The organism is Gemella haemolysans, assembly GCF_028308085.1.
GTDB classification, from domain to species: Bacteria; Bacillota; Bacilli; order Staphylococcales; family Gemellaceae; genus Gemella; species Gemella haemolysans_D.
Window position 1 is genome coordinate 22,001 of sequence record NZ_JAQMFS010000107.1, and the last position, 11,773, is coordinate 33,773.

At 32.5% G+C, this 11,773-nt stretch carries 9 protein-coding genes; all 9 read left to right on the forward strand.

Annotated features, from left to right (window positions below):
- Positions 1–79 precede the first annotated feature (79 nt).
- Positions 80–436, forward strand: a complete 357-nt coding sequence (locus PNO30_RS08450) for a PTS glucitol/sorbitol transporter subunit IIA (RefSeq protein WP_048802809.1) — start codon at positions 80–82, stop codon at positions 434–436.
- A 17-nt stretch (positions 437–453) separates the two neighbouring features.
- Positions 454–1,251 carry an SDR family oxidoreductase gene (locus PNO30_RS08455; protein ID WP_271988041.1) on the forward strand — a complete coding sequence of 266 codons (798 nt, stop codon included), beginning with the start codon at positions 454–456 and terminating at the stop codon, positions 1,249–1,251.
- Between the two features lie 98 nt (positions 1,252–1,349).
- Complete coding sequence (locus PNO30_RS08460) at positions 1,350–2,027, forward strand: HAD family hydrolase (protein ID WP_271988042.1); 678 nt, start codon at positions 1,350–1,352, stop codon at positions 2,025–2,027.
- Complete coding sequence (locus tag PNO30_RS08465; RefSeq protein ID WP_271988044.1) at positions 2,008–2,679, forward strand: transaldolase family protein; 672 nt, start codon at positions 2,008–2,010, stop codon at positions 2,677–2,679. The genes PNO30_RS08460 and PNO30_RS08465 overlap by 20 nt, the downstream gene beginning before the upstream one ends.
- Positions 2,680–2,720: 41 nt before the next feature.
- On the forward strand, positions 2,721–2,867 hold the full coding sequence (locus PNO30_RS08470) for a hypothetical protein (RefSeq protein ID WP_271988045.1): 147 nt from the start codon (positions 2,721–2,723) through the stop codon (positions 2,865–2,867).
- A 101-nt stretch (positions 2,868–2,968) separates the two neighbouring features.
- Positions 2,969–3,667, forward strand: coding sequence for an HAD family hydrolase (locus PNO30_RS08475; RefSeq protein WP_271988048.1), 699 nt, complete (start codon positions 2,969–2,971; stop codon positions 3,665–3,667).
- Positions 3,668–3,780: 113 nt separating this feature from the next.
- Positions 3,781–4,776: a D-2-hydroxyacid dehydrogenase gene (locus PNO30_RS08480; RefSeq protein ID WP_271988051.1), complete on the forward strand. Its 996-nt coding sequence runs from the start codon at positions 3,781–3,783 to the stop codon at positions 4,774–4,776.
- A gap of 392 nt (positions 4,777–5,168) precedes the next feature.
- Positions 5,169–7,028 carry a hypothetical protein gene (locus PNO30_RS08485; protein ID WP_271988054.1) on the forward strand — a complete coding sequence of 620 codons (1,860 nt, stop codon included), beginning with the start codon at positions 5,169–5,171 and terminating at the stop codon, positions 7,026–7,028.
- A 186-nt stretch (positions 7,029–7,214) separates the two neighbouring features.
- Positions 7,215–11,773: Rib/alpha-like domain-containing protein (locus PNO30_RS08490; protein ID WP_271988056.1), on the forward strand; the 4,559-nt coding region annotated here is incomplete at its 3' end.

The window sequence follows — 11,773 nt, forward strand, 5'->3', positions numbered from 1 at the left end:
AAGCGGTTATCGCTTCCTACATAAACGACAAAGTCGACCGTAAAAAATGAAATAAAAGATTAATAAAGGAAGAATGAGTATGATAATTTATGAAAATACAGTAAAAAGTAAAGGTAGTCTTGTAGGTGAATTTGGGGATGGTATGTTTATCCTTTTTGGAGATAATGCACCCGATATGTTAAAAGATTATTGCTATGGAGTTGATGTAGTACCTACTAATGAAACTATAGAAGTTGGTCAAACGTTAATGGTAGATGAAGAAGAATTTGAAATTCTTGGTGTTGGTGATGTAGCAGAGAAAAATTTAGTAGATTTAGGGCACTTAACAGTTCATTTTTCAGGAGATTTAGATAGTTTGCTTCCTGGTGCAATTGTGGTAGAAAACAAAAGTTGTCCTAAGATTGATATAAATACAAAAATTACAATAAAAAAATAATGTAAGGAGAAAAAATCATGAGTTGGTTAAATTTAGAAGGAAAAACAGTAGTAGTAACAGGTGGAGCATCAGGAATTGGTGCGGCGGTAGTTGATGAGTTCTTAAATCAAGGATGTAATGTTGTAGTAAGTGACCTTACAGAAAAAGAATCTGATAACGATAAATTGCTATATGTAAAATGTGATGTTACTAATAGAAGTAATGTTAAAGAAGTTGTGGCTAAAACTGTAGAAAAATTTGGAACAATTGATATTCTCGTAAATAATGCAGGAATTAATATTCCTCGTTTATTAGTGGATAAAAATGCCCCTGAAGGAAAATATGAGTTTAGTGATGAAGTATATGATAAGATTATGGATATTAATGTAAAAGGTTTATTCATTTTCTCTCAAGAAGTTGGGCGTATACTAGTTGCTAAAGGTAGTGGTGTAATAGTAAATATGTCTTCAGAATCTGGATTAGAAGGATCAGAAGGACAAAGTATTTATGCAGCAAGTAAAAATGCTGTAAACTCACTTACACGTTCTTGGGCAAAAGAACTAGGTAAATTAGGAGTTAGAGTAGTAGGTGTAGCTCCTGGTATATTGGAAGCTACAGGACTTAGAACATTAGCTTACGAAGAAGCCTTAGCTTATACTCGTGGTGTAACAGTAGAACAAATTCGTGCGGGGTATACAAGTACAAAAACTACCCCACTAGGAAGAGATGGGAAATTATCAGAAGTTGCGGATTTAGTTGCATATATAGCAAGTGATAGAGCAAGTTATGTTCATGGTGTTACGTATAATGTAGCAGGTGGAAAAACAAGAGGTTAATAGATGAAATAGGGGAGATTCCCCTATTTTTTGTAGTTTGTGATTTTTTATTATTTCTATTATAATGATTGTAAAGAACAAAAAGTGAGGTTGGTTAAATGGATATAAAAGCTGTGTTATTTGATATGGATGGACTAATGGTTGATACGGAAAGCTTAGCAACTGAAGCATTTATTCATAGTGCCAAAAAGCAAGGATATGATATGACAAAAGAAGAAACACTTTTGGTATTGGGATTTACTACGAAAAGTATTTATGAGTTTTGGGAGAATTATTTCAAAAATTCTGATGTTAGTGGAAAACAACTAGTAGATGATCATTATAAATATATAGAAAATATTTTATTTACTACAGGGCCAAGGAAAATGCCATATATCGAAGAGTTATTAAAATATTTGAAAGAAAGTAATTATAAAGTTGCCGTAGCTTCTTCATCAAATATGGATCATATAATTAACAATATGGAAAAAACAGAATTGAAGAAATATATAGATGAGTTTGCTAGTGGAGCTGAGGTTGAAAATGGTAAGCCAGCACCAGATGTATTCTTATTGGCTGCAGAACGTCTAGGAGTTAAACCAGAAAACTGTTTAGTTTTAGAAGATTCAAAATCTGGAGTAATAGCGGGGAGTTCTGCAGGAGCTAAAGTTATTATGGTTCCTGATATGTTTAGTCCAGATGAAGAGTGTAAAGGAAGAACTTATAGAATTGTTGGGAATCTAGGAGAGGTTATAAGTGTTTTAGAGGAGAAAAATAATGAAAATTTTAATAGATAGTGCAGATGTAGAAAAAATTAAAGAAATATCAAAATATAGAGAGATAACAGGGATAACGACTAATCCAACAATATTATCAAAAGTAGAAGGGGATATTAAAAATATTTTAAAAGAATTAAAGGAATTTACTTATGGCAAATATGAAATTCATATACAAACAACAGAAAGTGAAGTTGAAGGAATATTAAGTGAAGCAAGAGTACTACGAAAGTTTTTTGGAGAAACATTTTATATAAAAATTCCTGTAACAAAGGCTGGTTTAGAAGCTATTAAAATTTGTTCAAGAGAAGGGATTAAGGTCACTGCTACAGCAATTCTAAGTCCTATGCAAGCATTGGCAGCAGCTATGAATGGAGCAAGTTATGTAGCGCCGTATGTAAATAGAATGGAAAATGTCGGGCAAGACGCAACAGAAACAATTTCTGTAATAAGTGATTTATTAATAGATTATCCTACAGAGATTTTGGCTGCAAGTTTTAAAAATATAAAACAGATTCAAGAAGTCTTGCTTCAAGGAGCTGAAGCGGCAACTATATCTCCTGAATTAATAGAAACAAGCGTTTGGCATCCTTATACAGATAAGTCTGTTTTAGATTTTGGAATTGATTGGAAAAATAAATTTGGTGATAATAAAATTGTTGATATGATATAATAATTAATAAGAATAAAATATGTTTTGAATTGGAGATTAGTATGGATAACATAAATAATGTAGAAGAAATGACAGATAAACAGTTTATGGAGTATAAAGAAACTCTTCTAAAGTTAGTTTTAGAAAAACTAGAGAGTAGTGAGACCCTAGAAGAAGCTAAGAATAAAATAGAAAAGTTAATAAAATAATGTTTAAAATCAACTCAATGAATAACTAAAAATACTAAGTTATTGAGCTTAGCAGTGGAGTTATAATGATATTGAGTTGATTTTAATATAAGGAGAATAAAATGATTGGTCTTGTTTTTGATGTTGATGATACTCTATATGAACAGATAGTTCCATTTGAAAATGCGTTTAGGAGTTTGTTCGATATAGATATAGATATGGAGAAATTTTATCTTTTAAGTAGATATTATAGCGATGTGAAATTTGAAGCTTCTAGAAATGGTGAGATGACTATGGATGAGTATCATATTTATCGAATCCAAGAAGCGGCAAAAGATTTAGGTGTATACCTAACAGATGAACAGGCTCTTAGTATGCAAAAGGAATATAAGAAAAATCAACAAAAACTAAAAATGTCTGATACAACGATAAGTATTTTAGAACTAGCTAAAAAGAATAATGTGAAGTTAGGAGTAATAACTAATGGTCCTAGTGAGCATCAATGGGCGAAAGTAGATGCTTTAGGTGTTGAAAAATGGATTCCTAGAGAAAATATTATTGTTTCAGGTGATTTAGGAATAAACAAGCCTGATAAAAGAATTTTTGAAGTCATGCAGGAAAAGTTACAACTAGGAGTTGGATCTTTATATTACATTGGTGATTCTTTAGAAAATGATATAGTTGGAGCAAATAATGCAGGATGGGAATCGATTTGGATAAATCGTTATAATAAAGAATATCCGCCAGGTACTGAAATATATAAAGAAGTTCAAAAAAATTATGAATTGTTTGAAATTATTAAAGAAATAATTGAAAAATAAGACAAAAGTATTTTAGGATACAGTTTTTTATGGTAAAATTAATTATATATATTCAATAAAATATTTATTTTAGATATTGAATAATAATAGTCTTGTACACAGGAGGAAAAGATATGAAATTAGTATTTTTTAATTTAAGAGAAGATGAAAAGAGTGCTTTAGAAAGTTGGAGAAATGCTCATCCTGAAGTTGAAATTGACGTTTATACAGAAGAACTTTCATCTGCTAATAAACACTTATTAGAAGGGAAGCAAGGTGTAGTTTTAGCGCAAAACAAACCTTTTGAGAGTGATGTATATGAATATGCTCATGAACAAGGAATTAAAGTCTTTGCGACTCGTTCTGCAGGATTTGATATTTATGATTTAGAGTTAATGAATAAATATGGTATTAAAATGACAAACGTACCATCATATTCACCTAATGCAATTGCTGAGCATGTACTTACAACAGCACTTAGAATTAGTAGAAACACTAACAAAATCCAACGTAATTTAGAAAAACATAATTTCTCTTGGAATCCAGGGATTTTATCTCGTGAACTTAGAACTTTAACAGTAGGAGTTATCGGTACTGGAAGAATCGGGACTCAAGCTGCTAGATTATTTAATGGTTTAGGATCTAAGGTTTTAGGATATGATGTTTATCAAAATGAAGCGGCGAAAGAAGTTTTAACTTATGTTGATAATTTGGATGATTTAATTGCAAATTCTGATGTAATAACTATTCATATGCCAGCTATTAAAGAATACAACCACATGGTAAATGATGAGTTTATCTCTAAAATGAAAGATAACTCGATTTTATTAAATGCTGCTCGTGGTATGTTAGTTGATACTAAGGCTGTGTTACGTGGTTTAGATAGTGGAAAACTTCTTGGAGCAGGATTAGATGTATATGAAAATGAAAGCAAATATGTTCCTAAAAACTTTGAAGGAAAAGAATTCGATGATGAGTTATTACAAACTCTAATTGATCGCGATGATGTAATTTATACACCACATACAGCGTTTTATACAGAAACTGCAATTCAGAACCTTGTAGATGGTGGTCTAGAAGCAGCTGTAGATGTAATTTCTACTGGAACATCAGCGAATGCTGTAAATTAATTTAATAACTGATATTATAAAGACTTAGTTTTGTTAAATGCAAAATTAAGTCTTTTTGTGTTGTTAAATATATAAAGTTGCATTATAACTATAGAAGAGAGGGTGAGAGGTGATTATTTTGATAATACATCTTGAAAAAAATATTTTTAATGCGTTGAATATTTATTGTTATATTTCTTTATTTAAGAATTGTATTTATTTGTTATTTTGTTTAAAATATATATGGTTAATTCAATAAATACTTGAAAATAGATTATGCTTTTAAATGTTTCAATTTAATGACAATAACGTATTCTATATATGAAAGTATTGAATATCTAAAGGATTAGAGATATAATATAATGTATATTAATAATATCGTAAATATAAGAATAAAATGAAGGAGAAAAGAGATGTTATTTAATCGACAAGGGCTACAACAAAAAAATTGGCGAATGGTCAAAAAAGGAAAACACATACTTTTTGGTTGTTCGTTATTCTTTGTTGTTGGGGGAGTAAGTGTTAATGGCCCGCAAGTGACATATGCAAGTGAGATTAAAAGCTCAGAATTATCTGTTAAGCAAGATAATATAAGTAACAAAAATACGGCAGTTAGCACTTCGGGATTAAACAATGAGAAACAAACGAAAAGTTTAAACAACACAACATTAGAAAAAAATACTTTAAGCGAAAGCAAAGAGGAAATTATCCCGAAAAAGCAAGCTAATAAGGAAGAGCTAAAGAATTTAGTTGATAAGATTAAGAAAGCAGACATCAGTGGAAAAACTGAAAAATCTGTAAAAGAGCTTAATCTTGTTTTGTCACGTGCAGAAAAAGCACTAGATAATAAAGAAATAACTCAAGAAGAAATTGATAAAGAAGTAAAAGCTCTTAATGAAGTTTTTGAAAAATTAGAAGATAAACCTAGGGAAGATAAGAAATCAGAAATTAAAGAAAAAGATGATAAATCAAGTTCTGAGAAAGATACTAAAGAAAAACAACAAGTAAATAATACAGAAGATGTTGCTAGAAGACATAATGAAAAAATAACTAAAGCAACTAATATCGTGAAAGAAATTAATAGCTTAGCTAGTGAAATAAACTATGAATTTAGTGATTCAGAAAAAGAACTAGTTAACACTATTGAGAAACTTCCAACTACTGATAATAATAGCGAAGAAAGTATTCAAAAACTATTAAATGAAGCAATTTATCTTCGAAATAGAGTAGCTAATAGGGTTACTCGTGCTAATTCAGGAAGACGCGACCCACGAAATGGGAAAGTTATTGATAAAAATGGAGAGAGTCGGTTTAGAGGAGTAGTCTACACCCATAAAGAAAACAGAAGAAATGGTAATCTTATAGAAAATGGAAGTACAGCTGTTTACTACAATTCAGATGAAATTTGGAGTTTAATTGAAATAAAAGGTGAAAGAGTAGGAAATGAGAGAAAGTTCACTACATTTGTTCGTGGAAAAGTAGTAGAAGATGTAACACCGTATTATATAGTAACTGTTGGTTTTACGGGTAATTCTCCGATTAAAGGTTTAAAAATGCAAGTTGCCTATTGGGACAAGCAGGCAGGGAAGGCAAAAGGACGTGAAATAGAGCAGGGAAGAACTGAAATAAATAATCCTATAACTAATGCTGCTATTAGAGGGGTTGTAGGAGAAGGTGCAATAGTTCAACCTGGTAGATATGAAGTTCATATTGCATCTAATACAAGGGTAGCCCCAAATCAGTTAAAACCTTATACATTTACCTTTATTATTAAACCGCAAAGTGAGCGTAATACAGTAAAGGATTTATCACAGACATATGTAGACGATGTTCGTCATTTAACTGAAAATGAAAAAACAGCTTTAATTGAAAAATTTAAAACAGAACATCCCGATGTTATGAAACCTTCAGGCCATAAAAGTGACTTCGACCATGCCGAAGTTTCAGCGGATGGGACAACAATGACAATCCACTTTAAAGATGGATTTAATCCTAAAACTATTCAAACAAATGCGACAAATGATGTGGAGGCAAAACATTTAAGTTTAACAGCTTATTTTGGTGACAATAAAGAGCTATATACAAATCCAAGACAATTAGTACGTTCTAAAACTGGAAATGAAGTACCATCGACAGCTCAAGTAACTTATAAAACACCATTTAATTTGCAACAAGTTGGAACAAGAAACGTTGTAGTAACAACAACTTATGAAAATGGAGTAACAAAAGATATAACAACTCCTTATACAGTTTTAGACTTTATAGGAAAATAAGATAAGAAAATTAACCAGAATCAATCTGGTCAACTAGGAGATGCAAGAAATTATATTACTGTTTCGGATAATTCAGCACTTCCAAGTGAATTTACTGTTCGTTGGAAAGGTGGTTCATCGACTGTAGATACTTCTGCAGCAGGTGTACAATATAAAGAAATTGAAATTCTTCGTGGTAATCATTTGATGAAAACTGTAAGAATCCCGGTAGAAATAGTGGACAATATTAATCCAACTATCACAGCACCAGATTCAGTATTATTAACAAGATTAGAAGGATTGCCAAGTGAGATAAATATTTCTGCACAGGATAATAATAAAGGAGTAGGGCTTAAAGATGGAAACCCTATAACGGTTGAAAATCTGCCAAATCCGTTATTTTATAATCCAAAAACATCGAAAATAGAGATTAATGGAGTTATACCGAATAATTTCCAAAATGGTAAATCTAGTATTCAAGTAACTGTTAAAGCAGTGGATAGAAAAGGGAATACTGCGACTAAAAATATTATCTTTAATATTCAATCTCAAACGCAAAAATACACAGCAGTTGCTAATCCTAAAATACAAGAAGTAAGCCATGCTCAAACACCTGATCCAGGTACAAGTATAAGTACAACAGGTTTACCGGCTAATACTCAGTATAAATGGGAACGAAAACCTGATACAAATACTCCGGGGAATAAAGATGGAGTTGTGAAGGTTACTTATCCAGATGGCTCAACAGATATTGTAAATGTAACTGTAAAGGTGCGTAAGTTAAGTGATGAACATGAGCCAACAGGTACTAAAATAGTTAAAAATCAGAATGATTCAGTATCAAATAATGATTTGAAAGCTGCGGTAACAATCAATAACAATGGTAACAGTAAAGTGAAATCTGTTACTTCTCTCGGAAATATAAGTACGACAAATGCAGGTACACAAACTATAAATGCGACTGTAACTTATCTTGATGGTACGACAGATCCTGTAACGATTCCACTGGAAGTAAAAGATATTACAGCACCGACGATTCAAACACCAACAGACAGACAAAATTGGGATTTAATCGCATTAGACAGAACATTACCATCAATAAAATTAACATCTGAAGATAATACTGGTGGAACTGGAATTAAATCAACAACAGTAACTGGATTACCAGATTTCTTAGTTTATGACAATGCAACTAAGACAATTAAGTTTAAAAATGGTGTTCAAGAGGTAACGAAACTACCTGATGGACAAGATAGTAAAACGTATAATGTTAATATCCAAGTAACGGATAATTCGAATAATTCTAGTCGAAGACAAGTAACAATTACCGTTAAATCGATGACGACTAAATACAGTGCAACAGCTAACCCACAAAAACAAACTGTAAGTTATGGTCAAACACCGAACGCAGAAACTAGTATTAATAAAAATGGATTACCTACAGGGACAACATACACTTGGAGAACTATTCCTAACACAACTACTGGTCCTGGACAAAAGGCTGGAGTAGTAATTGTTACGTATCCAGATGGGTCTACAGATTTGGTTGATGTAACTGTGGATGTGCGCAAACTAAGTGACGAATATGAACCAACAGGTACTAAAATAGTCAAAAATCAAAATGCTACTGTAACAAATGATGATTTGAAAGCAGCTGTAATAATCAATAACAATGGTAATAGTAAAGTGAAATCTGTTACTCCTGTTGGAAATATCAGTACTACAAATGCAGGAACACAAACTATAAATGCGACTGTAACATACCTTGATGATACGACAGACTCTGTAACGATTCCGCTGGAAGTAAAAGACGTCATAGCTCCGACAATACAAACACCAACAGAAGGACAACTATGGGAAATAACATCGTTAGATAAAACATTACCTCCAATTAGAGTTGAAACTTCTGATAATTCTGGAGGAAGTGGAGTAAAAAGTATCGTTCCAATCAATTTACCAAGTTTCTTGAAATTTGACAAAGAAACAAATAGTATTGTTTTCCAAGATGGAGTTAGAGAGGTCCCAAAATTATCTGGAATTAATCGTACTACAAAAACTGTAACATTACGCGTGGAAGATAATGCTGGAAATAGTAGTGAAAGAACATTTCAAATAAGACAAATATCTATGGCTGAAAAATATAGTCCTCAAGCCAATGAAACTATTCAAGAAGTTAGTCATAGAGAAATACCTAATCCGAAAACAAGTATAAATACAGCGGAATTACCAGCTGGTATACAATATACATGGAAATCAACACCAGATACTAGTAAACCTGGAGATAAAACAGGTGTAGTGACAGTTACTTATCCGGATGATTCTATAGATGAAGTAAATGTGACTGTAAAAGTTCGTAAGTTGAGTGATGAATATGAACCAACAGCTACTAAAATAGTCAAAAATCAAAATGAATCAGTATCAAATGATGAACTAAAAGCAGCAGTGACAATTAGTAACAATGGTGCTAGTAAGGTGAAGTCTGTAACACCTGTAAATGAAATTAGTACTACAGAATTTGGTGATAAAACAATTAATGCAACTGTAACGTATCTTGATGATACAACAGATACGGTAACAATTCCATTAAAAGTCAAAGATGTGACTCCACCTACTATTCAAGCTCCAATAGAAAATACAAACTGGGAAATGACGGCATTAGATAAAACTTTACCAAATATGGAAGTAAGGGCAGAAGATAATGCGAATGGTAGTGGAATCAAATCGATTAGTGTAACAGGTTTACCTGATTACTTAGAGTATGATAGTGCAACTAATTCAATTAAATTTAAAGCTGGGAAACAAGAAGTAGAAAAACTATCAGAAAATACTCCAAGTAAAGAATTTAATTTGAATATTCGTGTGGAAGATATTGCAGGAAATGTAAGCGAAAGAACTGCAAAAATTGTAGTATCTTCAATAAGTACGAAGACAAATCCACAACCAGAAAATCAAACGGTAAACTATGGACAAATACCAAATCCAGAAGATAGTGTAAATAAACAAGGGTTACCAGATGGAACAACGGTGACATGGAAAACACCGCCGGTAGTTAATACACCAGGTTCAACAACTGGAGAAGTGGAAATTACATATCCAGATGGATCGAAAGATGTAATTACAGTAAATGTAACTGTAAGAAAAGTAAGCGAAGAATTTACAGCGACTGGAACACAAATCGAAGTAAATCAAAATGAAGAAGTAACATCTGATATGTTAAAAGGAGCAGTTAATGCGACTAATGCACAAGGTGAAAATGGTAATGCGAAAATCGCAAAAGTAGAGTCAAAATCACCAATTAATACAGTGGCATATGGTGATCAAACTATACAAGCAAAAGTAACATATATTGATGGTTCAGAACAAGATGTTACGATTCAATTGAAGGTAAAAGACGTAACAAAACCAACAATCCAAGCACCAACAAACGGACAAAATTGGGACTTAATCGCAGTAGAAGGAGAAAATCCAAATATTTCTGTAACGAGTGAGGATAACGCTGGAGGAAGTGGAGTTAAATCTACAACAGTAACAGGCTTACCAGATTTCTTAGAATATAATGAGGCAACTAAGACGATTCAGTTCAAAGCAGGAATAACATCAGTACCTAGTTTATCAGAAGGAACAGATGTAGAGCCTTATAATGTAACGATAACAGTAGTAGATAACGCAGGGAATGAAACAACAACAAATGTTACAATCACTGTGAAATCAATGACTACAAAATACGATGCAATTCCAAACTCAGAAAAACAAACAGTAAGTTACGGAGAAACTCCAGATGCAGCAACAAGTGTGAATACTTCAGGCTTACCAGAAGGAACAAGTTACGCTTGGAAGACAACGCCAAATACAAACACACCAGGTGAGAAAGACGGAGTAGTAGAAGTAACGTATAAAGATGGTTCAAAAGATACAGTAAATGTAAAAGTAACTGTGAAAGAACTAAGTTCAGAATATGAAGTAACTGGCTCATTAATCGAAGTAAATCAAAACATACCAGTAACAAACGATGACTTAAAAGCAAAAGTAACGGCTACATCAAAAGTAGGAAACGTGACTGGAACTGATAAGATTGCAAAAGTAGAAGCAAAAGCACAAGTAAGCACAGCTGCATACGGTGAAACAAATATCGAAGCGACAGTAACATTCAAAGACGGAACAACAAAAGACGTAACAATTCCATTGAAAGTTAAAGACGTAACAAAACCAACAATTCAAGCACCAACAAACGGACAAAATTGGGACTTAATCGCAGTAGAAGGACAAGATCCAAATATAGCCGTAACAAGCGAGGATAACGCAGGAGGAAGTGGAGTTAAGTCAACGACTGTGACAAATCTACCAGATTTCTTGGCATATGATGAAGCTACTAAGACAATTAAGTTTAAAACTGGAGTAACGCAAGTACCAAGCTTACCAGAAGGAACAGATGTACAGGCACACAATGTAACAATAACGGTAACAGATAACGCAGGAAACAAAACAAGTACGCAAGTAACAATCACTGTGAAATCAATGACTACAAAATATGATGCAGCTCCAAATTCAGAAAAACAAACAGTAAGTTATGGAGCAACTCCAGATGCAGCAACAAGTGTAGATAAAACGAACTTACCAGAAGGAACAAGTTACGCTTGGAAGACAACGCCGGATACAAACACACCAGGTGAGAAAGACGGAGTAGTAGAAGTAACGTATAAAGATGGTTCAAAGGATACAGTAAATGTAAAAGTCAATGTAAATAAACTTAGTGACGAGTATAATGT

Bases quoted from the DNA above. Each gene is read 5' to 3' on its own strand.
- PNO30_RS08450 (WP_048802809.1), top strand. From the start codon at position 80: ATGATAATTTATGAAAATACAGTAAAAAGTAAAGGTAGTCTTGTAGGT.
- PNO30_RS08455 (WP_271988041.1), top strand. From the start codon at position 454: ATGAGTTGGTTAAATTTAGAAGGAAAAACAGTAGTAGTAACAGGTGGA.
- PNO30_RS08460 (WP_271988042.1), top strand. From the start codon at position 1,350: ATGGATATAAAAGCTGTGTTATTTGATATGGATGGACTAATGGTTGAT.
- PNO30_RS08465 (WP_271988044.1), top strand. From the start codon at position 2,008: ATGAAAATTTTAATAGATAGTGCAGATGTAGAAAAAATTAAAGAAATA.
- PNO30_RS08470 (WP_271988045.1), top strand. From the start codon at position 2,721: ATGGATAACATAAATAATGTAGAAGAAATGACAGATAAACAGTTTATG.
- PNO30_RS08475 (WP_271988048.1), top strand. From the start codon at position 2,969: ATGATTGGTCTTGTTTTTGATGTTGATGATACTCTATATGAACAGATA.
- PNO30_RS08480 (WP_271988051.1), top strand. From the start codon at position 3,781: ATGAAATTAGTATTTTTTAATTTAAGAGAAGATGAAAAGAGTGCTTTA.
- PNO30_RS08485 (WP_271988054.1), top strand. From the start codon at position 5,169: ATGTTATTTAATCGACAAGGGCTACAACAAAAAAATTGGCGAATGGTC.